The following is a 26,736-nucleotide window of genomic DNA, read 5'->3' as shown; positions in this document are numbered from 1 at the left end:
CCTTGATGATCGCTCCACTGGCCCTCGGACTGGGTGTGGCCTGGCTGGAGCTTCGTCATCGGCTCAGACCTTCATCGCCGCTGCGCATGCAGCCCAAGCATTGGTCGGTAACCAGCCTTCCGGGAATGCTTCGGATTGAGGGTGTGCTCGAGATCCATAACCCCCATCCACGCATGGAGGTGTTTGTCCCTGATCTCCAAGTAAATCCCGTTTTGTTGGGTCAGGGCGATCCATCAGCGTTGAAGGTCACGACCCGTGTGGAGGCCGACCATCCCGATGAAGAGACGCGGCCGGATGGGTATTGGGTGGCCTACATCGTGAAAGGCCGCAAAACCACGTTGGTCAGGGTGAGGGTCGAGATCGCGGGTGCGGCTCCCCTCGACCTGGTCGACAGCCTTTGGGTGGATGCTCATTGGAGCAATTACGGTCCGTTTGGTCGCTTGCAGCGTCGCCAGGGTGTTTTGGTGCCGTTGCGTCGTCCCCAACCTCTTCAAGCGGCCAAAGCATCCTTTATTCCGGGGAATGGTTGTTCCGTTTTGCCCTTACGGACCCATCTTTTAGGACCCCTGGATGATGCAATTGAAGTGCTGCGCACCTATGCCTCTGCCGTGGTGCAACCCGGCGACGTCCTCACGCTTGGCGAAACACCTTTAGCGGTGATCCAAGGGCGCTATCGGCACCCCAGTGAGGTGCATCCAGGCATGGTGGCTCGGTTGGCCTGTCGGGTGTTTCATCCCACCAGCAGCCTGGCTTCGGCCTGTGGAATGCAGACCTTGATTGATGTGGTGGGCCCAACCCGTGTTCTGGCGGCTTGGTGCGGAGGGTTGTTGATGAAAGTGATCGGGATCCCCGGCGGCTTTTATCGCTTGGCTGGACCGCAAGCCCGCTTGATTGATGACATCACTGGCACGACACCGCCCTATGACCAAACCCTCGTGCTTGGTCCAGACAATCCCTCTGCTTTTTGTCAAGAGGCTGCAGAGGCCCTTGGCGTTGCTGTCGCCATCGTCGACGTCAACGATTTGGGTCGAGTGAAGGTTCTGGCATCGAGTGCTGGTTGCGATGAAGCTCTCCTGCACCGGGCGCTTCAGCCCAATCCAGCGGGCAACGCCAACCAGCGCACTCCTTTGGTTTTGGTTCGCCCAAGCTGAATTGAGCGATACATTGTGAGCACAGGCCTAACGGGGGGTGGTGATGTCAGAACCAGTCCTGTCCTCTCTACGGATCGAACCACTCAATCCGTCTCACCTTGCCCGCTGCAGAGTGATCGCTGAGTCGGGCGCTCTTCCTCGTTTTCAAGCCGTTCTGGTCGGCGATTGGCTGGCGCGTTTTGAACAACGCTTTCCAGACCTTCTTCCCAGTCGATCACCACGGTGTTTGGTGGCTCTGGATGAGGATCAACTTCTTGCCACGGTTGTGGCGCGTCCTTACAACCGTCGTGGCACCTGCTGGACGTTGCAGTTGCCGGAGTTAAGCGGGGAGACGTCTCGCCACAGCCTCCGGGATGTTCAGCACGATTTGCTGCTGGAAGCTCTTCAATTGGGGGCTCCGCAGGTTTGCAGCTGGGTGATTCGCTGCCCGGCATCGGACGCTGACGCCATTGCGTTGATGCGGGAGCTGGGTTTCCAGCCTCTTCGGCCATATCAAAGCTGGTTGCCCCCGCAACCGCTTGCGACGCCTTCTCCTTTAGGGGAGATCGACCCTCTGAGTTGGTTGCCGATCACCCGCCGAACGGCTCAGTTGCTCTGGCCGATCGAACAGGTGGGCAATTTCAGCCATCTTCGCCAGATCACCGATCGACATTGGTTGGATCTGTTGGATCGCAACGCCCCTGGTTGTGGTGTGTTGGTGGATGGAGAAACCGTATTGGCCGGTTGCATCCGCCTCACGGAAAGCAGCGATCACGGCACCTTTGAGTTGCTTCGCGATGTGGCTTGGGATCCCCGTCTCGATCAAGCGCTACCCGTCGTGCTCGGCAGGGTTCTGCAACAAGGCGCCCCTCGTTCCTTGATCACGGCCTTTGATGATGCCCCGTTGTCTCAGTTGTTGGAGGCCCAAGGCTGGACGCGGGATTGCGAGCAGCTGCTCTTAGGTCGAAGCATGTGGCGCCGCCACGTGGCACCCCGCAATCTTCAGCTCAGTCGGTCTTTTGATGACGTCTTTGGTCGGCTACGCCCGCAGGGGAGCCCCCTGCCAAACCCCAGCCTGGGGCCTCGATGTTTAGGACCTCGGTGTTTAGGGACTCGGTAACGGTGTCGTCCGTCTGTTCCGTGCTCAGTTTGGATGTCGGTCGGAAACGCATCGGCCTTGCGGGATGTGACGCCCTCGGCATCACGGTCACGCCCTTGCCAGCTCTTCACCGTGGACGTTTTGACAACGATCTGTTGGTGTTGCGTGACCACTGCCAGCGGCGATCCGTGCAGGGACTCGTTGTGGGCTTACCCCTCGACTCGGCTGGTCAGCCCACGGTGCAAGCTGTGCACTGCCAACGCTATGGCCTGCGCCTAGCCCAGACCTTGGGGCTTCCCTTGGCTTGGGTGAATGAGCACAGCAGCACTTGGGCGGCAGGAGAACGCCATGGTTTGCAGGGTGATCGAACCGGTCGACTCGATAGTGCGGCGGCGGCGTTGCTGCTTGAACAATGGCTCCAGGATGGGCCGGCGCTTAAACCGGCCCAGTCGATGGCTGCTGGGACGGGCGCCGAGCCCATCGATGGTGGATCCTGACCTCAGATAGTGAGTGACGATGTCGGACATCGCAGCAGGAAAGAGCGGAGACCATCCAACACTGTTGGTTCGTGATCGAGAGGGCCACGATCTGCTCTGCTTTCTAGAGCACCTAATCCCTCTGGACGGTCAGGATTACGCCCTGCTTTCGCCCGTTGATACTCCCGTTTCTCTCTTTCGGCTACGGGATGACGATGAGCCCGAGCCGATCAACAGCGTTTCCAGTAGTGAGCCCATCCTCTCCGTCGCAGATGTGGTGTTACAGGAGCATGATCTGGTTTTAGTGCGCTCTGCTATCACCCTCACGGTGAGTGGAGAGCTGGAGGAGCCAGATCAGGAGGACTTGGAAGAATTAGACGATGAAGACGACCTTGATGACGATGCAGAAACGTTTGAGCTGCTGGTGAGTTTCATGGTGGACGCCCAGGAATACGGGCTTTACATCCCTCTGGATCCCTTCCTTGTTTTAGTGCGAATGGTGGATGGCCAAGCAGAACTTCTTAGTGAAGATGAGCTGGACCGGATTCAGCCCCGGATCGAGGCGGAGCTTGAGGAGCGTGAATGGCCGGAATGATGGGTCAACATTGGCTGCAGCCCGATTGGGACCCTGGGCTCACCATTGCCCATCTGGCCCTGTCTCACCTAACGGCGCAAGGCATTGAAGCGGCTGTTTTGGATGTCGATCGCACCTTGCTTCCCGGGCGCGATGTGAAACTTCCAGAGCCTGTTCTGGCTTGGCTGATCGATGCCAAGCAGCGATTCTCTCTGCATCTCTTCAGCAATAACCCCTCCCACAGCAGGATTGCAGCGGTTGCCGATCAACTCGATGTCAGTTTCACCGCAGCAGCGGGAAAGCCCCGTCGGGGGGCCTTGAGGCGTGTCCTAGCCGACCTTGACCTGCCCGTGGATCGTGTCGCCATGGTGGGGGATCGGTTGTTCACCGATGTGCTGTGCGGAAATCGTCTTGGGCTTTACACCGTGCTTGTCCGACCAGTTCGTTCTGACGGCACCGCCTGTTCCCAAGATCGTGTTCAACGCCTTGAGCGCACTCTTGCGGGATGGATGGGGGCGCCAACGGCATGACCCTGTGGGTTGTGAAGCTTGGGACCAGCCTGTTGCGGGGGGACACTGCCGCAACGATTGAGGGGTATGCCTCCGGAGTTGCCGCGGCCATGCTTCGTGGTGATCAGGTGGTGTTGGTCACCAGTGGTGCGGTTGGTTTGGGCTGCCAAAAGCTGCAACTTCCCAGGCGGCCCGACACCGTCGTCGCCCTCCAGGCGGCGGCCGCTACGGGGCAGGGATACCTCATGGCTCTGTACGAGCGGGCGATGGCGATTCATGGCCTTTCCGTGGCTCAGGTGCTGCTCACCCGTTCCGATTTGGTCGATCGGCGCCGCTACCAGAATGCATCGGGAACGTTGCAGCAGCTCTTGGCTTGGGGTGTTCTGCCTGTGATTAATGAGAACGATGCGTTGTCTTCAGCTGAACTGCGTTTTGGCGACAACGACACGCTTTCGGCGTTGGTGGCAACAGCGGTGGGTGCCCATCAGCTCCTGCTCCTAACGGATGTGGATCGCCTGTATTCCTCTGATCCGCGCTGCGATGTGAATGCCCAACCGATTACGGATGTGCATCATCCGCGCGATCTAAAGCAGTTCGAGGCCGGGGCCGGGGATGGTGGCCGCTGGGGGACGGGGGGAATGACCACCAAGCTGGCTGCCGCCAGAATTGCGACGGCGAGCGGGGTGACCGTGCATTTGGCCGATGGACGTGATCCAGCTCGGTTAGCCGGATTGCTCGAGGGAGACCGCGGCGGCACTGTCTTTCATCCCCACCCCGAACCCCTCGGCAACCGTCGTAGCTGGTTGGCCCATGTTTTGGTTCCAGAGGGGGAACTGTGCCTGGACCAAGGCGCTTGTCAGGCCATCTTGCATCGCGGCGCCTCCCTGTTGCTGGTGGGTGTGACGGCCGTAAAGGGTGAGTTTGAGGCCAATCGGCCCGTGTTGTTGCGTGATCCCGATGGACAGGAGTTGGGTCGGGGCCTTTGCACCCTCAACAGCAGCCAGGTGCGTCAGGCCTTGGCCGTCACGGATGGCGAGGCCTCCCCGGTTGTCGTGCACCGTGATGCCTTGGTCCTTCAGGACCGGTAGCGTTTTTGATCTAGAGCTCCGCCACAGCATGCGCTTCAGCACCCTTATTCAGGACCTGCAGACCGGTGAAGCCGAGCTTCGTTGGAGCGCGTGCGGCACCGATCCAATCTTGGCCGGTGCCGCTTCGCTAGAGCAGGCCAAGGGGGATCAATTGAGCTTCCTCGAGAAGGGCAATGCGCTGATTTCCGCGCTCAATGAAACGGGCGCGGGAGCTCTGCTGCTTCCCGATCAACCCGATCTGATTCAATGCGCCAGGGAACGGGGCATTGCTTTTGCGGTGTTGGCCAATCCACGGTTGGCCTTTGCTGAAGCGTTGGAGCGTCTTCATCCACGGCTGCGCCCTCTGGCGGAAATTCATCCCACCGCAGTGGTGGATGAGCGGGCGGTGGTTGGCCCTGGAACCTTTATCGCCCCACGCGTCTGTATCGGCGCGACGAGCAGGATTGGCGCCAATTGCATCGTTCACCCAGGGGTCGTGATCTACAACGATGTGGAGGTGGGTGACGGGTGTGAGCTGCATGCCAATGCCGTGCTTCATCCAGGCAGTCGACTTGGTCGTGGTTGTGTTGTGAATTCCAATGCTGTGATTGGTTCAGAGGGCTTTGGTTTTGTGCCGACGGCCCGCGGATGGCGAAAGATGCCCCAAACCGGTCAAGTGGTTTTAGAGGACGGTGTTGAGGTGGGTTGTGGCAGCACGATCGACCGCCCCTCTGTGGGCGAAACCCGCATCGGTGCCGGCTCCAAAATCGACAACCTGGTTCAAATTGGCCATGGGGTGACCACTGGGCGTGGTTGTGCTTTGGCGTCACAGGTGGGCATCGCCGGTGGCGCCAAGCTTGGCCATGGCGTGATTTTGGCCGGGCAGGTTGGTGTCGCTAACCGAGCCGTGGTGGGCGACGGGGCGATCGCGAGCTCGAAAAGTGGGATCCACGGTGAGGTTGCACCCGGTGAGGTGGTGAGTGGATATCCAGCGATTCCCAATCGACTCTGGCTGCGATGTTCTGCGGCATTCAGCAAGTTGCCTGAGATGGCGAAGACCCTTCGAGAGTTGAAGCGCGACATCTCTCAGTAATCTCAGCCCCTGTTCTGTCGCTCGGGTTCGTCATGGCTCAATACCGCGTCGTTCTTTTGCCAGGCGATGGCATCGGGCCTGAAATCACAGCGGTGGCCCGCAAGTTACTGGATGTTGTGGCCCAGCGTCACGGGTTTCAGCTCACGTTTGAGGAGCAGCCGATTGGCGGCTCTGCCATTGATGCCACCGGTGAACCACTGCCTGCCAGCACACTCAACGCATGTCGGTCGGCCGATGCGGTGCTCTTGGCCGCGATTGGGAGCCCTCGTTTCGACAGCTTGCCCCGGGAGAAACGACCGGAAACCGGTCTGCTTGGTCTGCGATCAGGCCTTGAGCTATTCGCCAATCTCCGGCCGGTGAAGATCGTTCCCGCTTTGATCGGGGCCAGCAGCCTGAAGCAGGAGGTGATTGAAGGAGTCGATCTGATGGTGGTTCGCGAGCTCACCGGTGGCATTTATTTCGGTCAACCGAAGGGTCGGATCGAAGCCGATGGGGATGAACGAGGGTTCAACACCATGACCTATGCCGCCTCCGAGGTGGATCGCATTGCCAAGGTGGCCTTTGAGATCGCCAGAGAAAGGAATCATCGTCTCTGCTCCGTTGATAAAGCCAATGTTTTGGATGTGAGCCAGCTTTGGCGCGACCGCGTTGATGCGATGGCGCCCAGTTACGGCGATGTGGATGTGAGCCACATGTATGTGGACAATGCGGCGATGCAGCTGGTGCGTGACCCGCGCCAGTTTGATGTGCTGCTGACGGGCAACTTGTTTGGCGACATCCTCAGCGATGAGGCAGCGATGCTCACGGGCTCGATTGGAATGCTGCCCTCTGCTTCCCTCGGTAGCGATGGTCCTGGCTTGTTTGAGCCTGTGCATGGCTCTGCTCCAGATATCGCCGGTCAAGACAAGGCCAACCCCATGGCCATGGTGCTCTCCGCCGCGATGATGCTGCGCATTGGTTTGAAGCAGAGTTCTGCCGCAGACGACCTCGAACGGGCCGTTGATGCCGTTCTCGCTTCCGGATTCCGAACCGGCGATTTGATGTCGGAAGGCTGTACTCCGCTGGGATGTCAGGCCATGGGCGAGCAATTGCTTAAGGCTCTTTGAAATCCGGAGTGGTGATTTTGGGCTTGGATCTGGCAAGATCGCCGGATCATTAATCCTTGCGTCGATGTCGAAGCGTCACCCGGTAGTAGCTGTCACCGGTTCCTCTGGAGCTGGAACCAGCACGGTCAAGCGCGCCTTCGAGCACATCTTCGCGCGTGAAGGCATTACACCTGCAGTGGTTGAAGGCGATAGCTACCACCGCTATGAGCGCATGCCGATGAAGCAGGCGATGGCTGATGCGCTCTCGGCAGGGCAGAACTTCTCCCACTTCGGCCCTGAAGCGAACCTGTTCGACAAGCTTGCGGAACTGTTCCGCACCTATGGCGAAACGGGTGCTGGTCAGAAGCGCTACTACCTGCACAGCCCAGAAGAGGCGGCTGAGCACAACGCTCGCTTGGGTGTGAACCTCGACCCAGGCCAGTTCACCCCTTGGGAAGACATCCCTTCAGGCACCGACGTGCTCTTCTACGAAGGCCTGCATGGCGGTGTTCAGGGTGAGGGTTACGACGTCGCCGGTCTTGCCGATCTGCTTGTCGGTGTGGTGCCGATCACCAACCTTGAGTGGATTCAAAAAATTCACCGCGACAACGCAGAGCGGGGTTATTCCGCTGAAGCGATTGTGGATACGATCTTGCGCCGGATGCCTGATTACATCAATCACATCTGCCCGCAGTTCAGTCAGACCGACATCAACTTCCAGCGGGTTCCAACGATTGACACTTCGAACCCATTCATCTGCCGGAATATCCCGACACCCGATGAAAGCTTCGTGATCATCCACTTCCGCAAAGGAGCTCGCGAAAAGTGGGGGATCGATTTCGGCTACCTGTTGAGCATGATCCACGATTCCTTCATGTCCAGCCCCACCAGCATTGTTGTGAACGGCGGCAAGATGGGCTTCGCAATGGAACTCATCCTTACTCCGATCATTCATCGCATGATCGAAGAGAAAAAGAACCTCAGCTGAAATAAGGCGATCCGAACAAATTTGGATTGAACTTTGATCTCTACAATGGGCCCATCTGATTGATCAGGTGGGCTTTTTCTTTGTCATCGCCCTCCTTTGAAATTCGCGGTGCTGTTGGAACACCAACCTCCCCACGTTGGGATCGTGTTGATAGCCGAGCCTTGATTGCTCTGGCACGAACCATCTATTTCAACTACCTCTCTGACACGCCCTCCGGGTTGGAACCTGTTGGTGCGGTGGTTGATCTGCAGCATGGAGAGGGTCGTGTGGCGTTTGAGCTCCCGGTGCTCTTGCCCGATGAGGAGTTCGTTGGCATCGAGTTGATTCGTGGTCGCAGTCCACGAGGACGGAACCGATGCAAGGGCTAGTTCTGGCCCTGTTCGGGGCGTGTATAGGCAGTTTCACCAATGTGGTGGCGTGGCGTCTTCCCCGCCAAGAGTCGGTTGTTGTTCCAGGCAGCCATTGCCCCCGTTGTGGCCATGCTGTGCGTTGGCACGACAACCTGCCGATTTTTGGATGGTTGTTGCTGCTGGGGCGGTGTCGTGATTGTCGTTCTCCCATCAGTGTCCGCTACCCCGTTGTTGAGGCCCTCAGTGCTGGGTTATGGCTCAGTGCGGCCTATGTGCAGCCCAGTGGGGGCGGCGGCTTGCCCCTAGCGGTGTTGCCCTGGGCAGGGCTGCCATTGATTGCGCTGCTGCTCCCCCTTGTTTTGATCGATTTCGATCACATGTGGTTGCCCGAGCCCCTTTGTCGCTGGGGTGTGTTGGTGGGGTTGTCAATCAGTACCACCGCTGGACTAGCCGTGTTCGTCGACCACCTGATCGCCACGGTGCTAGCCCTTCTGGCCTTGGAGTCGCTGAGTGCTCTTGCTGAGCGGTTGGCGGGGAAGCCGGCGCTCGGGCTGGGAGACGCCAAACTTGCCGCCATGGGAGGGGCCTGGCTTGGTCTTTGGGGCATTGCCCTGGCGATGGGCCTGGCGGTGTTCGCTGGTGCTGTCGTTGGCGGCGTGGCTCGGATCACAGGACGCCTGGCTCCGCAACAACCTTTTCCGTTCGGCCCATTCATTGCCCTGGGCATTTGGCTGGTGTGGTTAATGGGGCCTTTTTGGTGGTGGGAGCAATGGCAGGCGGCTCTTACGCCATGGCTGGGTCTTTAATGGAACGAACCGACCGGTTCGTGTGTCCCTTTTCGACTGGTTTGCTGACCGCCGTAAAGGTCAGTACGTCGGCAATGTCAAACAGGAACCCGAAGAGGGCGATGGCCTTTGGAGCAAGTGCCCGGAGTGCGGTCTTGTTGTTTATCTCAAGGACCTTCGCCTGAATGCCAGTGTCTGTGCGGGTTGTGGGTATCACCACCGCATCGACAGCTCCGAGCGGCTTGCTCTGATCGCTGATCCCGAGAGCTTTCAACACCTGAATGAGCATCTGGCTCCCATCGACCCGCTGGGATTTAAAGACCGTCGTGCCTACGCAGACCGTTTGCGGGAGAGCCAGTCGGCGACGGGCTTGAACGATGGTGTGGTGACCGGTCTTTGCCGGGTGGATGGGATTGGTATGGGTTTGGCGGTGATGGATTTCCGCTTCATGGGCGGTTCCATGGGATCCGTGGTGGGGGAAAAAATCACCCGTTTGGTGGAGGAATGCACCAAACGCAAGCTGCCACTGCTGATTGTGTGTGCTTCCGGGGGCGCGCGCATGCAGGAGGGGATGTTGAGCCTGATGCAGATGGCGAAAATCTCAGGGGCCCTGGAGCGTCATCGGGAGGCTGAGCTTCTGTATTTGCCTTTGCTCACCCACCCGACCACCGGTGGTGTTACCGCCAGTTTCGCCATGCTGGGAGATCTGATTTTGGCTGAGCCTAAGGCCTTGATTGGCTTTGCCGGCCGTCGGGTGATCGAACAAACGCTGCGCGAGAAATTGCCCGATAACTTTCAAACGGCTGAATATCTTCAAGACCACGGTTTTGTCGACACCATCATTCCGCGCACCCAATTCCGCAGCACGCTGGCATCGCTCCTGCGTCTGCATGGATCGAAGTCGCTAGAGCTCACCAACGCATGATTCGTCGCCTTCTCGTTTTGCTTGTTGCCCTGTTCTGTTGCGCGGGAATCAGTTGGGCTGGTCCCGTGGAATGGATCGAAGTACCAGCCACCGATGCCGGGCAGCAGTGGTGGGACCGTGGAAGTATTCGAGACAATAAAAAGGGCCTGCGGACTGTCCTTAGTCGGTTCACCCCAGCCCCGTCCGAGGATGGAGAACAGCGACCGGGGGAGCTCTATGTGATGGAGCTCGACTGTGGACAATCGCTTTATCGCGACAAACAAGTCAACGGAATTCCCCGGTTTCGTTCCACCTGGCAGGCTGCAGAGAACGATGGCTTGATCGTTTCGGTGATCGACGCTGTCTGCAACGAACCTCTCGTCAGCTGAGATGTCCAGCCAACCCCTTGGAGTTGCCGTCGCCGGATTGGGTTTCGGCGAAAAGGTGCATTTGCCGGCCTTAGAGGCCAATCAGGATTTGAAGCCAGTGGCGCTTTGGCATCCCCGGCGTGAGCGGCTCGATTTGGCCTGTGCGGAGTCGGGGCTTCAGGGCTACGACAACTGGGATGCGTTGCTGGCCGATCCCGCGGTGGATGCCGTGATTGTGGCGACACCACCGGAACCTCGTTTCGATTTGGCCCGTGCCGCGCTTCAGGCGGGCAAGCATGTGTTGCTGGAAAAACCGATCGCACTCCATGCCGATCAGGCCATGGAGCTACAGCGGCTAGCTCTACGGCAACAGCGAAGCGTCGCGGTGGATTACGAGTACCGGGCGGTGCCTTTGTTTATGCAGGCCGAGCGCTTGTTGCGCTCGGGTGCAGTGGGAACACCATGGCTGGTCAAGTTGGATTGGTTGATGAGTAGCCGGGCGGATGCCAGCCGTGGCTGGAGCTGGTATTCCGATCGCAAAGCTGGTGGTGGCGTGATCGGAGCGTTGGGAACCCATGCCTTCGATACCTTGGCCTGGTTGATTGGCCCAGTGGGGGCGGTCCAAGCGCTCAACAGCGTCTCCATCCCCGAGCGCCCAGGTCCTGATGGGGCGATGACAGCCGTTGATGCGGAAGACGTGGCCTTGATTCAGACCATGCTGAGCTGGCAAGGGCGCAGCGATTGTTCAGTGCCAGCGCAAGTGAATCTTGCATCGGTCGCTCGTAATGGCCGCGGCTGCTGGCTTGAGGTGTATGGATCTAAGGGAACCTTGATCCTCGGCAGTGAGAACCAAAAGGACTATGTCCATGGTTTTTCTCTTTGGTTGGCTTCCTCTGGAGAACCGCTGCGATCGATCCAGGCGGATGCGGATTTGGCCTTTCCCACCACCTGGAGTGACGGGCGTGTGGCTCCCGTGGCGAGGATTCAGGGTTGGTGGGCGGAGAGTATGCGTAGCGGTCAACCGATGATTCCGGGATTAATGGAAGGCGTGGCAAGCCGGCTTGCGTGTGATGCAGCAGCATCGAATTAGATCGAATTTCTTACTCTTAGACGCGATGAATCAATCATTTGTCGCAATTGACACGATAGCTTGTTAGCGAATGACAAGTCATGGAAATTTCTCGACTAAAAAACTATTTCCTTTTTAGTTGAAGATGTCGCTGTCTGACTTTTCTCAAGAGCTCATTGCAACAGCACGTGCTCTCGCTGAGTCTGGGAAAGGAATTCTTGCTGTGGATGAATCCACCAAGACAGTTGGAAAGAGATTGGGGTCAATAAATGTTGAAAATACAGAGGCGAATCGCCAGGCTTATCGTGGCATGTTGTTCACAACAGCAGGCCTGGGACAGTACATCAGTGGTGCAATTCTCTACGAAGAGACGTTGTTCCAAAACCATGCCGATGGTGAGTCGATGGTTCAAAAATTGCAGAAGCTGGGTGTGATCCCGGGAATTAAAGTTGATCAGGGTTTGCGCCCGCTTCCTGGAGCCGGATCTGTGGAGACCCTTTGCACTGGCCTCGATGGCTTGGTGGAGCGTGCTGCCGACTATTACGCCCAAGGTGCTCGCTTTGCCAAGTGGCGAGCTGTTCTCCAGATCACAGCTGATGGCTGTCCTTCTGATCTCTCCGTTCGTGAAAATGCATGGGGTCTGGCCCGTTACGCCAGAAGTGTTCAGGAGTCGGGTTTAGTCCCAATTATTGAGCCTGAAATTTTGATGGATGGCGACCATACAATTGAGGTAACGGCAGCTGTTCAAGAGCGAGTCATCCAAGAGGTTTATCAGGCTTGCCATGCCAACGGTGTTCTTTTAGAGGGCACATTGCTTAAGCCATCGATGACAGTGCAGGGAGCTGATTGTTCCCAGAAGGCTGATCCAAAGATTGTTGCTGAAATGACCGTCCGAACCTTGGAGAGAAGTGTGCCTGCGAGTGTTCCTGGAATTGTTTTTCTTTCCGGTGGTTTGAGTGAAGAGGCCGCGTCTATTTATCTCAATACGATGAATAGTATCCCTAAAAAAGCAAGTTGGAATCTTGGCTTTTCCTATGGACGCGCACTCCAACATTCATGCCTGAAGGCTTGGAAAGGATCGGAGACGGAAAGCGGTCAGGCTGCGCTCCTCGCCCGGGCACGAGCAAATTCAGAGGCGTCTCAAGGTTGTTATGTCGCAGGCTCGCAGCCGTCGTCCGATGAACAGTTATTTGTTGCTGGTTACACCTACTGAACGAGCGCCTATGACACTCACGCGTCGTTTAGGCAACTGAGTGTCGTGACATTTCACACGACTCAAAGGTAAAGTCTCGCGGCTACGGACCTTTGTCCGTTGATCGGCCTTCACTGAGATTTCACTATGGCGCTCGTTCCGCTCCGTTTACTGCTAGACCACGCCGCCGAAAACGGCTACGGCATTCCTGCGTTCAACGTGAACAACCTTGAGCAGGTGCAGTCGATCATGGAAGCGGCTCATGAGACCGATTCCCCAGTGATCCTGCAGGCGTCCCGCGGTGCGCGGACCTACGCAGGCGAAAATTTCCTTCGCCACCTGATCCTGGCTGCTGTTGAGACTTACCCCGACATTCCGGTGGTGATGCACCAGGACCACGGCAACAGCCCTGCCACCTGCTTCGGTGCTGCGGCGAACGGCTTCACCTCCGTGATGATGGATGGCTCCCTTGAGGCCGATGCCAAGACCCCTGCGAGCTACGACTACAACGTCAACGTCACCAAGGATGTGGTGGATGTTGCCCATGCCATCGGCGTGAGTGTTGAGGGTGAACTGGGTTGCCTCGGCTCCCTCGAAACCGGCAAAGGTGAAGCTGAGGATGGCCATGGCTTCGAGGGTGAACTCTCGAAAGACCAGCTCCTCACCGATCCAGCTGAAGCTGCCGACTTTGTTGCCAAAACAAAGGTTGACGCCCTGGCGATCGCCATCGGTACCAGCCACGGTGCCTACAAATTCACCCGTAAGCCCACAGGTGAAGTGCTGGCTATCAGCCGCATCGCTGAAATCCATAAAGCCATCCCCAACACACACCTGGTGATGCATGGTTCGTCTTCCGTTCCCCAGGAATGGCTGGAGATGATTAACAAGTACGGCGGTGCCATACCAGAGACCTACGGCGTTCCCGTCGAAGAGATTCAGGAAGGCATTCGCAATGGTGTGCGCAAGGTGAACATCGACACCGACAACCGTCTCGCCTTCACAGCTGCTGTCCGTGAAGCGGCCATGGCTGATCCTGCCAACTTCGATCCCCGCCACTTCAACAAGCCGGCTCGTAAGTACATGAAGCAGGTCTGTTTGGATCGCTACCAGCAGTTCTGGGCTGCCGGTAACGCCAGCAAGATCAAGCAAAGCGATATCAACTATTACGCCGGCTTGTATGCCAAGGGTGCTCTTGACCCCAAAACGGCTGTTGCTGCCTGATCAGCGCTCAGCGATGAATCCCTTGGGGCCCTCTGGGCCCCTTTTTTGTGCCTCTTTTTTGGCTCGGGTTGTTCTCCCAACCTGGTGCAGCTTTGGCTGATCGAAATGTTCTCCGTCGCGACGTGGTCTTGGATATTCCCTCAGTTTTTAATCCGATCGTTTCCGTTTTAAGGAAGTGCCATCGCGGTGCCCTCTCGCCGTGGGTCAGCGACCCCATGCCAGTGATCGCCAACCTTTTGAAGTAGGGCAATGCCGCTGTTCAGCGGTTGGGCTTTGGGCTGCTGATCACCGTCGCTGAGCGCCGTCAAAGCAAACGGCCAGGGCATGGGTGAATCGCGTTCAGCCACCAGCCTGTTGCCTCTGATTGAGAGATGGGGCATAGCAACGGACTGTTCTGGTGTGAGTTCCCAAAACATTGATGCCATGAGCACGCGACTGGTGAAGTGGGGAATCGTTCGTCCACCTGGAGATCCCACAGCGAGGACCGGTTGATCGTTTTCGAACACGATGAGCGGTGCCATGGATGACATCGGGCGTTTGCCAGGGCGGCGACGGTTGGCCACCGGTCGCCCCTGGATGGCAGGACGAAAGGCGAAGTCTGTGAGCTGGTTGTTCATCACCATGCCGGCGATCACATGGCGACTGCCAAATACCGTTTCCACCGATCCCGTATAAACAGCCAGGTTTCCGTGCCGATCGACGATGGAAAGATGCGTTGTCCCTTGTTCAACGCCAGCAGCTGTCTTCGCAAAGGGATACTGGCTCCGCCCCGGTGGTAACCCTGGGCCTGGAATGGATGCGGGTTGATCCAGCATCGCCTTGGCTCGCCCCCGGAGGTATCGCGGGGTTAGCAATCCCTTCATGGGAACAGGCCAATCACTCGGGTCGTTGACCCAATAGAAGCGATCGGCATCGGCCCACTGGAGGGCCTTAGCAAACCGTTGCCAGGCTTGCGGTTGTTTCGGGGTAGACATGGGTCCAGTGGCCTCCAGCAACGCCAGTGTTTGGAGAATTGCGAGACCACCACCACTTGGTGGTGGCACCGTGCAGAGTTTCCAGCGCTGAATTGGGTGGCACACCGGACGCCGTCGAATGACGGTGTAGTTCTTGAGATCGGCTGCCGACCATCCCTGAAATGCCCGTTCCTTCAAGCCAAGATCAGCCATGACCTTCAGGATTTGAGCCGCCAGCGCACCGTCGTAAAACGTGGTCCCACCATCCCGTGCAATCTGCTCAAGTGTGTCCCCGAGTGCGGGATTTCGAAACACCTGATTCAGGCTTGGATGTTCACCATCCGGTCGATAGAGCCGATTAAATCCGGCGCTATGGCGTGTGCCGATTCGTTGGGCCAGGTTGATTGAGCGCAACAGCCGTGGGGTGGTTCGAAACCCCTTTTGGGCCAAGTTGATCGCTGGCTGAAAGGTGTTTTTCCATGGGAGGTGACCCCAGCGCTGATGGGCATCCCAAAGCAGAGCAACGGTGCCAGGGATGCCAATGGCGCGGAGTTGGCTGGAGGCCAAACGCCAGGGGAGCGGATCTCCATCGGGTTGCAGCAGATCCCCCGGTTGGCTCGAGCTTGGTGCCTGCTCTCGACCATCGAGTACGTCCAAATGCCGATGCTGAGCATTCCAATGCAGCAAAAATCCGCCGCCTCCAAGCCCAGAGCTTTGCGGTTCCACCACGGACAGCACGGTTTGTGCTGCCACGAGGGCATCCACCGCACTGCCTCCTTTCATCAACATCGTGCGAGCCGCAACCGTGGCGAGTGGATGGGCTGTGACCACCACGGCTAAACCTGCGGCTGAGGAGATTGCTCGCCGACTACTTTCAGCCGTCTCGGGGTCATCTCGACTGACGGGGACAGCGCCCATGTCTTCAGCGCTAACGAAGTCAGGGCCCGTTAGCCCAGCGCAAAACATCAGCAGTAGGAAATGGGCGCGAATCAAGGGAGAAGCGCAAGCCTCCCGCTTCGACCATCCAGACGTGCCTGTTGCCCCAAAGGCAGGGCCTGATTGGGATAGCCATGGCCGATGGGTAAGTTCACCACCAAGGGAATGCCAAGGCCCCCAAGGCGGTTTTCGAGAACCTCCTCCATGCTGAAATCCCCCAGCAGGATGTCGTCTTCCAGCCAGCTGAACCGACCACAAGCAACCCCCGCCACCTTGTCTAAAAGCCCGGCGCTTCTCCATTGGGTCAACATCCGATCCACCCGGTAAGGGGCTTCTCCAGCGTCTTCTAGAACCAAAATCGTTCCGTCGAGATGGGGCATCCATGGCGTGCCGATGGAATGGGTTCCCACCGTGAGGTTGGTCACCACCAGGGGGCCTTCAGCGATCCCTTGAACAATCCCGTGTCCATCCAAGGGCGCGACGGGTCGTCCTTTCAGAAGATCAACGGTTCGTTGCCATTGATCTTCGGGTCCGTTTGTGGAGCCATGAATGGCCCCAGGCAGCCCTGCGGCCCATTGGGCGAGCAACAGGGAACAGCTGTCTGAAAAGCCCAGACTCCATTTGGGCCGGCGGGGGAATTGAAAGCCAGCCTCCAAGACGCGAGCACTGCCCCACCCGCCCCCGAGGGAGATCACGGCATCAATGCTGGGATCTGCCCAAGCCCTCGCCAGCTCGCCAGCTCGTTCATGGTCTCGGCCGGAAAAATATCGCCATTGCTCCGTCACTGAAGGCGGAATCTCCAGGGTCCAACCCTGGGCGGCGCAACGGTCGATCAGGGCATCAAATGTTGTCTCTGGCTCGATCCATGTGCCCGGATTGACGGCGCGTAAGCGGGATCCCTGGCGGAGTGGTGGCAGGCGAGGTGTCGATGCTTTGGCTGGGATGTTGGCGTGTCCTTCCAGCAGAGCGCCAAGCGCAGCAGTCGCTCCTGAGATCAGCAGCGAACGGCGCTGGATCATCAGTTCAGCAGCGCGTTCAGCATGCTGCGACCGTCGGTGCCACCGGTGGCTGGATCACAGGCGCGCTCAGGATGAGGCATTAGCCCAAGAACATTGCCCGACGCATTGGTGATTCCAGCAATGTCGTCCACTGAACCATTGGGGTTTGCGCCGTATCGAAGCGCAATGCAGTCCTCATCTTGAAGTTGTTTCAAGGTGTCGTTGCTGCACTGGTAACGACCTTCTCCATGGGCAATGGGCAGCACGAGCGAAGCAGCGTTGCCATAGGCCTTCAGCCAGCCAGTGCGGCTGCTTGAAACATGGAGTGGTGCGTCCTCACAAATGAAGTGCAAGTTTTGATTGCGGGTGAGGGCTCCAGGGAGCAATCCCAATTCCGTTAGCACTTGGAAGCCGTTGCAGATGCCTAGAACTCGCCCGCCTTTCGACGCGAAGTCCATCAAGGACTGGAGCACCGGTGCAAATCGGGCGATAGCTCCACAACGCAAGTAATCGCCGTAACTAAAGCCTCCTGGAAGCACAACAGCATCCAACCCGCTGAGATCGGTTTCTTCGTGCCACAACCGACGTGTGGGCAGGTTGAGGCATCCCTCGGTTGCCCATTGCACATCCCGGTCGCAGTTGGAACCAGGAAAAACAACAACCCCGATCGTCATGAATCCTGGAGCTCCAGGGACCAGTCCTCGATGACTGGGTTGGCGAGAAGTCGATCGCTCAGAAGTTCAAGCCGTCGACGGGCCTCTTCTTCATTCGGGGCGTCAATGTCCAACTCAACAGCTTTCCCGATGCGCAGTTTGCTAATCCCATCCACGCCCAGACGGATTGCGGCACCTTTTGCCGCTTCTCCAGCAGGATCCAGCACAGAGGGGCGCAGGTGGACCAGAACGCGGGCTTGATAACGCGGCACGATCACCAGCAGGGCTAGTGGAATCCTGCCAGACACCCAACCTTTTGGTTGTGTTGTGTCACCCCTAGATCTTCGGAGGGTGGTAAACCGGTTTCGGCGTTCCTGGCCAAGACCGTGTTCACCCTCACCTGCAGAAGCTGTGGGACTCCCGTTGAGATCCCTGGACGTTTTGGCTTCAAGTTGAAAAGCAGTGGCATCAACAGCACTCTGTGCAGCCGATGCCGTCAACTTCAATTTCAAGAATCAAGAGCCAATGACCTCGCTTCGGGTGATGACCAGCATTCCGATGGCCGCTTAGGGCGATCCACCTCCAGACGTTTGTTGCCGACTGCCGCTGTGGGTGTTGCGGTGTTGTTGGTGATCGGCAGTGTGTGGTTTGGACGTCGATCTAGCGATCAGAAGCAGCGTCCTCAAGAGGGCGCTGCACCCGCGGAAATCCCATTGCCCTCGAGATAAAGCGTCTGACTTGGGAACGCAAATTCAATCCCTTGTTCTTCAAACTTGCGCATGATGCTCAAGTTGATCGATTGTTGAATGTCCATCGCAAGGGTGTAGTCACGATTATCAATGTAATAAACAATTTCAAAATTTAAGCTGTAATCACCAAAAGTGGTGAAGTGACAGCGGTTGAAAATTGTATGATTTGTGTTTTCAATAATGCTCTGAATGGTGGTGGGTATCGATTGAATCTGATCCGCTGTTGTTTGATAAGTAACGCCGATCGAATAAATCATTCGACGTTGTTGCATCGTGGCGAAGTTCTCGATATTGGAGCTGGTAAGTGTTGAATTGTTGATGACAACAATTTCACCTCTTAAACTGCGGAGATGAGTGGAGCGAACTCCAATTTTTTCTACGGTTGCCGATACAGAGTCGACGGCAATGAATTGCCCGATCGTAAAAGGTTTATCGATGAGGATCATAAGATAGGCGAATAATTCTTGAGCTGGTTCCTTTAAGGCAAGGCCTAATCCAATCCCACCAGCACTGAGAAGTCCCCATACAACCGTTAGCTTGACTCCTTGGCTTTGAAGAACGATGAGGCTGACGACAATCCAAGTGAGGGATTTTAAGAGAGGGAAAAGAGTTCTAACGAGTTGTTCAATGTCTTCTCTTCCACTGCGTCGTGCAAGGCCTTGCAGCAGGCGAATCCCGAGCCGGTTGATCAGACGAACAAAAACAACAGCAGCGGCGATCGTCAGAATCAGTTCGTAGGGCCTGTTCAGCCCGCCTGGAAGCTGAAGCTTTCTTTCGGCGAGAAAAAGAACGGCAATACTTCCAAGAGGGAAGATTAAATTGGTGATCTCACGTATAATGAAATCATCAAAATTTGATTTTGTTTTATTGGCCAATCGTGGAAGAATTTTTTTAAATACAAATGATATTAAGAACGTTAATGCAATTCCTCCGGCAATATCAATAAGGGCGTCAGGCACGTGCGTCAGATTTAGCTTTTTTAATTATGCTGATAATTTTGTTGCTGGCAAGATTATTCATGAATCAAGATGAGCATCTTATTGTTAGCTGGCATGGATTTGCATTCCATCAGCGTCAAAGGGAGTGTTTTGATCAATGATTTGATCCATTTGATGTCACGCACGCCCCATTCGAGATTGCGTTCTCGCAGGTTCGCATCGAAGCTTGCATTACTCAGACTTGTATGGACTCCGTCTTGTTTGAACGGTCCATAGATCATCAGAGGAGCTTTGGCAGGGAGTCGTTCTGCGGCTTGCTGGAGAAGGGCCTCGGTGCAATCTTTGCTGCTGATATGAAGCAAGTTGATACAAACGATGGCGGATACAGATCGCTCAACATCCTTGGGTAGTGGCCATGGCTGTTGTGCAACATCGATGTCGAGTGCCTCAGCCATCGTGCTCGATTGCTCCGCATGACGAATCCATGCATTGATGCTGCTGCGGTGCTGAGGTTCCGGATCACTTGCTTGCCATCTCAGATGGGGAAATATCCGTTGAAATGCCACGGCATGTTCACCGCTGCCGCTGGCGATTTCCAAAATTGTTCCCCTAGTCGGGAGCCACTGTTGAAGCACTTCTGCAATGGGTTCGCGATTTCTCTCTGTGGCTGGGAAATGCAACCGTTGATCTGGCTCTGCCATTCGGGATGTCCGCAGTAAATCGCGTGATTGAGTCTCTCTCAGGTTTTTAGCTCGGATGGGTTGGTGATATTGCAATAGGTCTAAAATTTATCGTCGGCATCCTTGAATTGATGAATGTCTGATTTGAAACCATATTTGATTTGTAAATTAGCTTTCTTATTCCCAAGTATGCTGGCTTGATTGTGTTTGTTGTCGCAAGTTGTAAGGTCTTGGTTTGCACATGCTGATAGAAATAATTTATCTAGATATTGCTAGTTGTCTTATGTTGACTCAGGCTGTGATCTGCAATAATATACCTTTCTCCAATAAAATGCCGTGATAAAATATATCTTGCTTGCCTTGATGGCCACAATCCTTTTCCCTCGTGGAGGCCATAGTCAAGAGCAATCGGTGGAAATCCTATCGATCACAAATGGTCAGCAGCTTTTGGTCGAAGTGGAGCAGCATGGACGTGCCGTTCGCTTGGCCTGTCTGCAGGCTCCTCGTTTTCATCAGGAACCCTGGGCGGAGTTTGCCCAATCAGTTTTGGAGAGTCATGTCAAACGAGGTGATCAGGCATCTTTTGAGCTTCGATCAAGGGATGTGTATGGGCGCTTGGTGGGTCGCTTGTTTGTTAATGGAAAGGATCTTGGTGCTCAACTTGTACGGCAGGGAAGCATGATGGCCTGGGATGGCTTTGTCGGTCGTTGTGATGATCTGAATTACATAGAACTTGAGCAAGCAGCCAAGGATGCGGGGCTAGGTCTCTGGTCAGCATCCCCGCCATTAGAGCGGCCTTGGGATGTTATGGAGAGCGCCGGTGGAGGAGAACCCTAACTTTTTGATGGGTATTTAGGTCTTTGGTATTGATCAAGACAATCGAACAGAAGCATTTTTGGCTAAATAGGATATCAATGAAAAGTATCGATGCTTGACGAAGCTGGAAGTCTTGATTGTCGTGTGGTGATCGACGCCAAGCGATCCCTCGAGGATGTTTTGCGGTTGCTGTCAGATCTTCCCCATACCGACCATATCCGTAGGCAGGTGTTGGCGGTTCATAATCAGCTCGAGGGGATGCATGATCTCAAGCGCTCAGCGGGGGCAAAAGTGTCATTTCGGTCAGCGAATTGGAGTTCTGCAACCCGTTAAGGGATAACTGGGTTGTTTAAGAGCATTGTGGGTTAAGCAGTTTTAAGCATATTGATCTGGTTTGTTGCCTCTATTTGTGTGTGTGATCATCGCTTCACCCCACTGGTATGGGTTTTTATTGGCGCTCCAATCTGATTCACAACAGCAATGTTGGGCATCTCTTGGTGGTGGTGCAGGGTTGGCCTATGTGTTTGTCCATCTTCTTCCTGATCTCGACGTGGCTCCATTTGAGTTGTTTTGTCGTAATTAATTATCTTGATGCCCATTCTCTTCCTTCCTTGATTGGTACAGGAGGTGCTTATGGGATTTTATTTACGGTAGCGGTTGTAAGCCATAGCTTGCTTTCTGATCGTTTCTCGGTGATTCATCATCCAAAGTGATTTCTTCAGCGTAATCGTTGGATCGGTAGTGCTTCATTAGTCTTAGGGCTATTAAATAAATTTTTATTGCTTCCACTTTCAGATTTGATGCTGGCTTTCGCAACAGCATTTCTCGGAGGTGGCCTACTAATGACAGTATTTCGTGAGGAATTTCCTGCTGCGAATAGCACGCGTCTTTTATGGTTTCCGGCTGGAAGTGGTGGGATGGTAATACTCCTGATTATTCCAATGTTGAACCATGCTTAAGGCCGATATAGTGACGTAGATGCTGACGCACATGTTTGAAAATGATCAACGTCCACCCTGGCTGAACTGGGTTTTCTTAGCAATTTTTCTTTGGTCGTCCTGGCAGCTGCTTGGATTTTGGCTCCCGCAGATTCAGGGTTGAGCCCATGTCTTAAGACTTAAGCCACCCCAACGAGTCGGACAGTTCCCCAGAGGTCAAAAACGCAAAAAATTAAGCCAATGATGATGATGTCCCATGCCCGATGCCGAATGGCCCACGGAGCGAGAAACAGTTCGGCTACTCCATGCAGGGCTGTTCCAATCGCAATGTGCTCGAGCACTAGCAATCCATGGGCCACCAAAAAAAGGGCGCTTGCCACGCATCGCATCAGCACCTGCCATGACCCGAGCAACAGTGATAACCAAACAAAGATGCCGTACCTTAAGCGCGATTGGCCTTTGAGCTCAACATCTGCAGTTTTAAGAGTTTGGTCGTCGTTTTTGGCTGGAGAAGTTCAGTCATTTTGAGCACCACACTTGTTGTTGATGGAGTATTGATCAATGTCGATTGAACTTGGAATTGTCTGTATTGGCGCATCGATAGCGATCAGCCTTTCATTTGCATTTGCTGCTTGGTTTGAGCGTTCGAAGACGAAGAAGGATTGAGTCGATGGGTGGCTCAAGACTGTTGTTTCGCATCCACGATCGCGTGACCATCCAATTGGAGATCGCACGGATTTTTTAGGCAGATCGTCAACTCGTGCTTCATTCTTTGCCCCTTTTTTTCGTTCATCGTCCATGGGGCGACCATCTGAAGCTGGAGATCGCTTAAGTGCTGGGATTGAGACCTTGCAAAAAAAAAGCCAGCAATACTGCTGGCCGAGTGATGGGGATATCCACAGCCTAGTAGGAGGGGCCTGTTCCTGCAAGGCTTTTCGACAAAGACCGACTGGCGGCAGGGCCCTGGTTTTCCACTGGCCTGTGGAGAGTGCTAAAGAAAATACTGTTTAGCCTGTTGAGAATCGAGTGGTGCTAGGGGTTTTAAAGTTGCCAAGAGTCTCTTTCGCTTGATGCGACTCATGAGACGATTCAGGCTTTCGATTAAACGAGTCGCTTTAGTGTTGAGTTGATGCCCGATAAGACGAGTCGCGTAGCTTCATTTCCTTTGACGGATCGGAGTTGACCCGTTTCACAATCGCTGGCTTGGAAGGTGTTGTATCCAGGCGCGACCGTGACTTCGCCTGATCCTTCCGGTTGAGTAATCCAGCCAATCCACCAATCTGTTGATAGACCTTCGCCGCTTTGGCCATTCGGCTCGACCAGCACAAGATCTCCTGGTTTCAAGGCTGGAACAACTAACGCGCCAAACATTGCAACCCCCATTGGTTGGTTGTGCAGGGTTTCTGCTTGTGGATCGCCAAGGGAAGCTTGTTTCCCGACTCCCTTGGTTTAGCTGTATCTGGCTTTGTAGCAAGGAGCACAAAGGCCTAAAAGTGAGTTCAACGAATGGTCTGTCGCCAAAGTTGGGCTGATTCAGCAGGGTTTGAAATCTGAAGTAACGGCTGGTCCGCCGCCTGGGGGCGTCGAGCAGCCCAACTCAGTCTGGGATTGTTCGAGTTCCAGTTCGCTGGTGTTGATGTCTTTGGGATTTGATTGTTGTGGCGTTGATGGCAACTCCGATTTCGCCTTGGGGTCGATGCTGCTCTTTGCTTTGCGAGGCCATTCATTTGGATGCTCCACCTTCGGTGTTGGACGGAGCTCTTGCTCCTGAACCAATCCGTTCAAATCAATCTTTTTTTGCTTAATCAACTCCATGGTGAACGTATAAGCCACACCAACCACGAGGGCGACGGCCATGACTTGCGCCCCTCTCACAACAGCAAGATCCGTTTTTGCTCCCATGGCTTTGCACGTTGATTAGCCCATTATCAGAGCAGGGGTTCTTATCTGGTTTCAATCAATCGATCGGCTGACTATCTTCGCCAACCGTCGCAGCGAGCTTTTTGATACTCGCGGTTTGCGCTGCTGTAGAGCTTGGTTTCAGTCGCGAGGGCACGACTGGCTTCATCAATGATTGTTGGATCACTGCCTTCCGCGATGATCAAACGATGTCTGCTCATGCTGCTGCCGAGATTCGATAACACTTTGGCGAGGAGTTGGCATTCCTCGATACTTTCACTTGGAGGTGTGGTGAGCCCAATGAAGCTAATGCTAAAAAAGAGAATTGTGAATAATTTCAAACTCATAGTATGTTGAAATTGACATGAGGAAGTAGTGCAAGACCATTAACAAGTATTAGATGCTCAATAGCTTTGATCGGTATCGACCAATCATTGTTTGAGATTTTGTGCAGCTCTTTCCAGGTCTTCCCAGCATAATTCTGCATCGGGGAGCGCTTCGTTGATTTCGGCCTTAACCAGCTCTGCCTGCTCGAGCAAATCTTGCTGAACCAAGTCGAGATACTTCCTGTACTGGACAAGCCAAATCAGGAGGGTGGGTGTGCTATTCGTCATGCCTGTAATTATGGCGTATAGGACATCGAAATTTGGTGTCGCAGGCTCCATTCCCTGCTTTGGATTCACCACTGATGCAGACGGTCACCGAATTATTATTTCCACACCTAATCACTACTCACTTCCATATGGATAGTGGTTTGGAACGAAAAATTGTTCATTAATCGGTGGTCGCTGATAACTCCCCTGGTTTGGGCGCTTGGGCAGCTTGATTGGAGGTGGAGTCATGTCTTCATAGGGCACTTTGCTCAATACATGGTGGAGGCAATTCAAACGAGCACGACGTTTGTCATCGGCCTCGATCGTGAACCATGGGGCTTCGGGACTATGGGTATGAGCCATCATGACGTCTTTTGCTTTGGAGTAATCAACCCAACGGTTTCTGGACTCGATATCCATGGGGCTTAGTTTCCATCGCCGTTGTTCATTCTCAATTCGTTCTTGAAAACGTTTTTCTTGCTCTTCGTCATTAATAGAGAACCAATATTTGAGCAGTAAAATTCCGTCCTCGGTAAGCATTTTTTCAAATCGAGGGCAAGCAACATAAAACTGCTCAACTTGTTTTTCGGTTGCAAAGCCCATCACCTTTTCCACCCCAGAGCGGTTATACCAACTGCGATCGAAAATGACGATTTCCCCTGCTGAAGGTAAATGTTCAACATAGCGTTGAAAGTACCACTGGGTTTTTTGTTGGTCTGATGGCGTTCCAAGCGCGACAACTCGGCAGCCTCGAGGATTCATTGGCTCTGTTAATCGTTTGATCGCACCACCCTTGCCTGCGGCATCACGACCTTCAAAGAGGATGACAATCCGATATCCAGTTGCTTTCACCCAGTACTGCATTTTCACTAACTCTGCTTGCACTTTGCTGAGCTCTTCTTCGTAGAATTTTTTCTTTAATTGTTCATGATTTTTGTGGAGAACGATATCTCCATCGGTGCTTTTATCGTGGTTTGAATGCGCGAAATCCTTCTTGTGGTCTTTTGGGGACATGTGTAGGCCGACCGTTTCTGAGTTAATAATAGATTTCAGGTTGGATTGCAGAGCTTGTTCATAAACTGTTTCAGCCTCAGGGATCATTATGTGCTCTTTGCTTTTTATTTTTGTTGATGGTTTGGAATGCTAATTGTTGCGCGAATTGGCCAGTAGTTTTGTTTGTATTAGAGGGATGATGTAGTTCGAGCTGGCGTGTCAAGAACTGAACCTTGACCCCATGCTGATCAACAACATGATTCACGATGGCAAGCCCCAGGTCATCTCCTGGACCGCCCGTCATTGCAGATGCTTGGACGAGGATTGGGGTCGAACGGTCACGTTTGTGGAGCTTTGGGGAAGGCAGCGATCGTTAGCACCTCCTCAAGGTCGTCCTTGAGGATTTCGCCTCAGCAGCATGCGTAGTAGTCGTAAGAGCCGCCAGATACCGCCAAAGCTGAGCACGGTGGCGAGCACCACCAAAGCGGCAATGACGACAACGGCGGCGAGCCCCAGCATGGCTTCGAGCAATTGCTGAATCCCACGGATTAAGTCGGCGATGGCTTCACTCACCAAGAGCACAACGTCGACTTGTTGAGGCAATTGCTGGAGCATGAAGGCAATGCCCAAGCCGGCCGCCAGCATCAGGAGTCCGGCGAAAAGCTGTCGGACCACAATCACGAACGGAAAAGGACGTTTTTGGCGAAAGACCCGCCGCTGTGATCGATGAGACGTGCGTGCGCGCCTATTCATGATTCGAGGGTTTCGCCTGCCCCACGCATCCAGCGTGCAAATTCAATCAGCACTAGTTCGTTTGGACAGTTGATCAGGGTGAGACACCCCACCGTGCAATCGCCATAACCACTGTGATGAAGGGTGAGGTGATAGTCCAATCCGCTAAGCCCACAGACCTCTGGGTCGCTCCGAACCACCACGTCGAGCGATGCTCCGATGCGGGCAACACGTCGTCTCAGGTCCGACCAGCTGTCACCCATGCCCTTTGAACTGATGTGCTGTTGCTATCGATTCTGAAGGCTGAGTGTCTGTCGTCAACGTTCGGCATCGGGTTGGGCTGTTTCAAGTCCTGGGGCCATTGGTTTTGCCGACTCTTCTCCGATCGGGGGTAAGGGTTGGAGCAGAGCAACTCCCACCGTTGCGGCGAGTGCAAATCCGCCAAGAATTGGTGCAGCTAGTCGGCGTTGCAGTGGAATGCGATCCACTAAGTCCTGACGTTTCAGCGGTTGATCGGCCGGGATTGTCCAAGTCAGCTTGACGCGTTCGTCCAAGCGGAGTCGATCCAGGCAGCGCACCAGATCAGCCAGGTCGGCATCATCCAATTTGAGCTGTAGCGGTTCGACCCCTTCACGACTGCTGCGCAGTTCCAGCTGATGCCCTGGTCCCGACTCCATCGGGCCAATGGAAACAAAACTACTGTTGGCACCGAAGCGACGGCCAACACCTGATAGCTGGTGGCGCGCATATGGCATTACGGCCGTCATTAACGACTCGAGATGGTCGCGGGTGCCCTCGAGTTCCGGCGTGCCGATGAGCTGCAGACGCCAAGCGGACAAAATTCCAATGGCCTCGTTGCCGTGACCGGCGGATAAATCTGGGTACCCCTCCACGAGTAGAAGAGCGGCCGATTGTTCGTAGCGGTAGCTGTTTTTTTGCATGGCGGGA

At 55.0% G+C, this 26,736-nt stretch carries 37 protein-coding genes; 20 read left to right on the top strand and 17 right to left on the bottom strand.

Features of this window, described 5'->3' with window-relative positions:
- Positions 1 to 5 precede the first annotated feature (5 nt).
- The 16 genes from BL107_RS09840 (at position 6) to fba (ending at position 13,910) form a co-directional block, all read left to right on the top strand.
- The gene (locus tag BL107_RS09840) at positions 6 to 1,151 is read left to right on the top strand and encodes a hypothetical protein (protein ID WP_009790193.1); all 1,146 of its coding nucleotides are present in this window, start codon (positions 6 to 8) and stop codon (positions 1,149 to 1,151) included.
- Between the two features lie 43 nt (positions 1,152 to 1,194).
- Positions 1,195 to 2,250, top strand: a complete 1,056-nt coding sequence (locus BL107_RS09835) for a hypothetical protein (protein ID WP_037988996.1) — start codon at positions 1,195 to 1,197, stop codon at positions 2,248 to 2,250.
- Positions 2,217 to 2,726: a Holliday junction resolvase RuvX gene (ruvX, locus tag BL107_RS09830; RefSeq protein ID WP_050749848.1), complete on the top strand. Its 510-nt coding sequence runs from the start codon at positions 2,217 to 2,219 to the stop codon at positions 2,724 to 2,726. Before BL107_RS09835 ends, ruvX begins: the two co-directional genes overlap by 34 nt.
- Positions 2,727 to 2,745: 19 nt before the next feature.
- Positions 2,746 to 3,300 carry a DUF3727 domain-containing protein gene (locus BL107_RS09825; RefSeq protein ID WP_009790190.1) on the top strand — a complete coding sequence of 185 codons (555 nt, stop codon included), beginning with the start codon at positions 2,746 to 2,748 and terminating at the stop codon, positions 3,298 to 3,300.
- Complete coding sequence (locus BL107_RS09820; protein WP_009790189.1) at positions 3,288 to 3,809, top strand: YqeG family HAD IIIA-type phosphatase; 522 nt, start codon at positions 3,288 to 3,290, stop codon at positions 3,807 to 3,809. Before BL107_RS09825 ends, BL107_RS09820 begins: the two co-directional genes overlap by 13 nt.
- Positions 3,806 to 4,876, top strand: a complete 1,071-nt coding sequence (proB, locus tag BL107_RS09815; protein ID WP_037988994.1) for a glutamate 5-kinase — start codon at positions 3,806 to 3,808, stop codon at positions 4,874 to 4,876. Before BL107_RS09820 ends, proB begins: the two co-directional genes overlap by 4 nt.
- Before the next feature lie 28 nt (positions 4,877 to 4,904).
- Positions 4,905 to 5,948 carry a UDP-3-O-(3-hydroxymyristoyl)glucosamine N-acyltransferase gene (lpxD, locus tag BL107_RS09810; RefSeq protein ID WP_009790187.1) on the top strand — a complete coding sequence of 348 codons (1,044 nt, stop codon included), beginning with the start codon at positions 4,905 to 4,907 and terminating at the stop codon, positions 5,946 to 5,948.
- A 32-nt stretch (positions 5,949 to 5,980) separates the two neighbouring features.
- Positions 5,981 to 7,054: a 3-isopropylmalate dehydrogenase gene (leuB, locus tag BL107_RS09805; RefSeq protein WP_009790186.1), complete on the top strand. Its 1,074-nt coding sequence runs from the start codon at positions 5,981 to 5,983 to the stop codon at positions 7,052 to 7,054.
- A 64-nt stretch (positions 7,055 to 7,118) separates the two neighbouring features.
- Positions 7,119 to 8,021, top strand: a complete 903-nt coding sequence (locus BL107_RS09800) for a phosphoribulokinase (protein ID WP_009790185.1) — start codon at positions 7,119 to 7,121, stop codon at positions 8,019 to 8,021.
- Positions 8,022 to 8,101: 80 nt separating this feature from the next.
- Positions 8,102 to 8,389, top strand: a complete 288-nt coding sequence (locus BL107_RS09795; RefSeq protein ID WP_009790184.1) for a hypothetical protein — start codon at positions 8,102 to 8,104, stop codon at positions 8,387 to 8,389.
- Positions 8,377 to 9,177 carry an A24 family peptidase gene (locus tag BL107_RS09790; protein WP_009790183.1) on the top strand — a complete coding sequence of 267 codons (801 nt, stop codon included), beginning with the start codon at positions 8,377 to 8,379 and terminating at the stop codon, positions 9,175 to 9,177. Before BL107_RS09795 ends, BL107_RS09790 begins: the two co-directional genes overlap by 13 nt.
- A 22-nt stretch (positions 9,178 to 9,199) precedes the next feature.
- Complete coding sequence (gene accD, locus BL107_RS09785; protein WP_009790182.1) at positions 9,200 to 10,081, top strand: acetyl-CoA carboxylase, carboxyltransferase subunit beta; 882 nt, start codon at positions 9,200 to 9,202, stop codon at positions 10,079 to 10,081.
- Positions 10,078 to 10,449 (top strand): hypothetical protein, encoded by a 372-nt coding sequence (locus BL107_RS09780; protein WP_009790181.1) that lies wholly within the window; start codon positions 10,078 to 10,080, stop codon positions 10,447 to 10,449. Before accD ends, BL107_RS09780 begins: the two co-directional genes overlap by 4 nt.
- A gap of 1 nt (position 10,450) precedes the next feature.
- Entirely contained in the window at positions 10,451 to 11,518 is a 1,068-nt protein-coding gene (locus tag BL107_RS09775; RefSeq protein ID WP_009790180.1) for a Gfo/Idh/MocA family protein, read from the top strand.
- Between the two features lie 124 nt (positions 11,519 to 11,642).
- Positions 11,643 to 12,710, top strand: coding sequence for a class I fructose-bisphosphate aldolase (locus tag BL107_RS09770; protein WP_009790179.1), 1,068 nt, complete (start codon positions 11,643 to 11,645; stop codon positions 12,708 to 12,710).
- Between the two features lie 126 nt (positions 12,711 to 12,836).
- Positions 12,837 to 13,910, top strand: coding sequence for a class II fructose-bisphosphate aldolase (gene fba / locus BL107_RS09765; protein WP_009790178.1), 1,074 nt, complete (start codon positions 12,837 to 12,839; stop codon positions 13,908 to 13,910).
- A 167-nt stretch (positions 13,911 to 14,077) separates the two neighbouring features.
- On the opposite strand, the gene BL107_RS09760 is transcribed toward fba, so the two are convergent.
- The 4 genes from BL107_RS09760 to purS all read right to left on the bottom strand — a co-directional run bounded on the left by BL107_RS09760 (position 14,078) and on the right by purS (position 17,758).
- Positions 14,078 to 15,781 (bottom strand): gamma-glutamyltransferase family protein, encoded by a 1,704-nt coding sequence (locus BL107_RS09760; RefSeq protein ID WP_009790177.1) that lies wholly within the window; start codon positions 15,779 to 15,781, stop codon positions 14,078 to 14,080.
- Positions 15,782 to 15,852: 71 nt separating this feature from the next.
- A complete protein-coding gene (locus BL107_RS09755) occupies positions 15,853 to 16,818 on the bottom strand; it encodes an LD-carboxypeptidase (RefSeq protein WP_009790176.1) in 966 nt (321 codons plus the stop codon).
- Complete coding sequence (gene purQ, locus BL107_RS09750) at positions 16,818 to 17,471, bottom strand: phosphoribosylformylglycinamidine synthase subunit PurQ (protein WP_009790175.1); 654 nt, start codon at positions 17,469 to 17,471, stop codon at positions 16,818 to 16,820. Before purQ ends, BL107_RS09755 begins: the two co-directional genes overlap by 1 nt.
- Positions 17,468 to 17,758, bottom strand: coding sequence for a phosphoribosylformylglycinamidine synthase subunit PurS (purS, locus tag BL107_RS09745; RefSeq protein WP_006173539.1), 291 nt, complete (start codon positions 17,756 to 17,758; stop codon positions 17,468 to 17,470). Before purS ends, purQ begins: the two co-directional genes overlap by 4 nt.
- 78 nt (positions 17,759 to 17,836) lie before the next feature.
- On the opposite strand from purS, the gene BL107_RS12365 reads away from it, so the two are divergent.
- Positions 17,837 to 18,178: a hypothetical protein gene (locus tag BL107_RS12365; RefSeq protein ID WP_232192971.1), complete on the top strand. Its 342-nt coding sequence runs from the start codon at positions 17,837 to 17,839 to the stop codon at positions 18,176 to 18,178.
- Here the strand turns inward: BL107_RS12365 and BL107_RS09740 are convergent.
- A complete protein-coding gene (locus BL107_RS09740; protein ID WP_037988455.1) occupies positions 18,133 to 19,158 on the bottom strand; it encodes a mechanosensitive ion channel family protein in 1,026 nt (341 codons plus the stop codon). The genes BL107_RS12365 and BL107_RS09740 overlap by 46 nt on opposite strands.
- A gap of 53 nt (positions 19,159 to 19,211) precedes the next feature.
- A complete protein-coding gene (locus BL107_RS09735; protein ID WP_009790172.1) occupies positions 19,212 to 19,838 on the bottom strand; it encodes a DUF938 domain-containing protein in 627 nt (208 codons plus the stop codon).
- A 342-nt stretch (positions 19,839 to 20,180) separates the two neighbouring features.
- On the opposite strand from BL107_RS09735, the gene BL107_RS09730 reads away from it, so the two are divergent.
- From BL107_RS09730 to BL107_RS12710, 3 genes are all read left to right on the top strand, one after another.
- Entirely contained in the window at positions 20,181 to 20,654 is a 474-nt protein-coding gene (locus BL107_RS09730; protein ID WP_050749877.1) for a thermonuclease family protein, read from the top strand.
- Positions 20,655 to 20,744: 90 nt separating this feature from the next.
- Complete coding sequence (locus BL107_RS09725) at positions 20,745 to 20,966, top strand: hypothetical protein (protein ID WP_009790170.1); 222 nt, start codon at positions 20,745 to 20,747, stop codon at positions 20,964 to 20,966.
- Positions 20,967 to 21,030: 64 nt separating this feature from the next.
- Complete coding sequence (locus BL107_RS12710) at positions 21,031 to 21,216, top strand: hypothetical protein (protein WP_156779445.1); 186 nt, start codon at positions 21,031 to 21,033, stop codon at positions 21,214 to 21,216.
- 534 nt (positions 21,217 to 21,750) lie between these two features.
- Here BL107_RS12710 and BL107_RS09715 read toward each other — a convergent pair.
- From BL107_RS09715 to BL107_RS09670, 11 genes are all read right to left on the bottom strand, one after another.
- The gene (locus tag BL107_RS09715) at positions 21,751 to 21,960 is read right to left on the bottom strand and encodes a hypothetical protein (protein WP_037988988.1); all 210 of its coding nucleotides are present in this window, start codon (positions 21,958 to 21,960) and stop codon (positions 21,751 to 21,753) included.
- Between the two features lie 126 nt (positions 21,961 to 22,086).
- Complete coding sequence (locus BL107_RS12705) at positions 22,087 to 22,371, bottom strand: hypothetical protein (RefSeq protein WP_156779444.1); 285 nt, start codon at positions 22,369 to 22,371, stop codon at positions 22,087 to 22,089.
- A gap of 301 nt (positions 22,372 to 22,672) precedes the next feature.
- Positions 22,673 to 22,942, bottom strand: coding sequence for a DUF3104 domain-containing protein (locus BL107_RS09710; RefSeq protein WP_198002338.1), 270 nt, complete (start codon positions 22,940 to 22,942; stop codon positions 22,673 to 22,675).
- A 162-nt stretch (positions 22,943 to 23,104) separates the two neighbouring features.
- Positions 23,105 to 23,473 (bottom strand): hypothetical protein, encoded by a 369-nt coding sequence (locus BL107_RS09705; RefSeq protein ID WP_009790166.1) that lies wholly within the window; start codon positions 23,471 to 23,473, stop codon positions 23,105 to 23,107.
- A gap of 71 nt (positions 23,474 to 23,544) precedes the next feature.
- Positions 23,545 to 23,691, bottom strand: a complete 147-nt coding sequence (locus tag BL107_RS13140; protein WP_232192969.1) for a hypothetical protein — start codon at positions 23,689 to 23,691, stop codon at positions 23,545 to 23,547.
- 210 nt (positions 23,692 to 23,901) lie between these two features.
- A complete protein-coding gene (locus BL107_RS09695) occupies positions 23,902 to 24,153 on the bottom strand; it encodes a hypothetical protein (protein ID WP_232192960.1) in 252 nt (83 codons plus the stop codon).
- A gap of 45 nt (positions 24,154 to 24,198) precedes the next feature.
- Complete coding sequence (ppk2, locus tag BL107_RS09690) at positions 24,199 to 25,164, bottom strand: polyphosphate kinase 2 (protein WP_009790163.1); 966 nt, start codon at positions 25,162 to 25,164, stop codon at positions 24,199 to 24,201.
- Positions 25,154 to 25,360: an ATP-binding protein gene (locus BL107_RS09685; RefSeq protein ID WP_037988452.1), complete on the bottom strand. Its 207-nt coding sequence runs from the start codon at positions 25,358 to 25,360 to the stop codon at positions 25,154 to 25,156. The genes ppk2 and BL107_RS09685 overlap by 11 nt, the downstream gene beginning before the upstream one ends.
- Positions 25,361 to 25,440: 80 nt before the next feature.
- Positions 25,441 to 25,809 (bottom strand): hypothetical protein, encoded by a 369-nt coding sequence (locus BL107_RS09680; RefSeq protein WP_037988450.1) that lies wholly within the window; start codon positions 25,807 to 25,809, stop codon positions 25,441 to 25,443.
- The gene (locus tag BL107_RS09675; protein ID WP_009790161.1) at positions 25,806 to 26,051 is read right to left on the bottom strand and encodes a hypothetical protein; all 246 of its coding nucleotides are present in this window, start codon (positions 26,049 to 26,051) and stop codon (positions 25,806 to 25,808) included. Before BL107_RS09675 ends, BL107_RS09680 begins: the two co-directional genes overlap by 4 nt.
- Positions 26,052 to 26,105: 54 nt before the next feature.
- Entirely contained in the window at positions 26,106 to 26,729 is a 624-nt protein-coding gene (locus BL107_RS09670) for a DUF4335 domain-containing protein (RefSeq protein ID WP_009790160.1), read from the bottom strand.
- Positions 26,730 to 26,736: the final 7 nt, after the last annotated feature.

Origin of the sequence: Synechococcus sp. BL107, from assembly GCF_000153805.1 — a bacterium.
In the GTDB taxonomy this organism is placed as follows: Bacteria; Cyanobacteriota; Cyanobacteriia; order PCC-6307; family Cyanobiaceae; genus Parasynechococcus.
The sequence above is the reverse complement of the archived record's forward strand: the minus strand, read 5'-3'. Positions and strand labels throughout refer to the sequence as shown.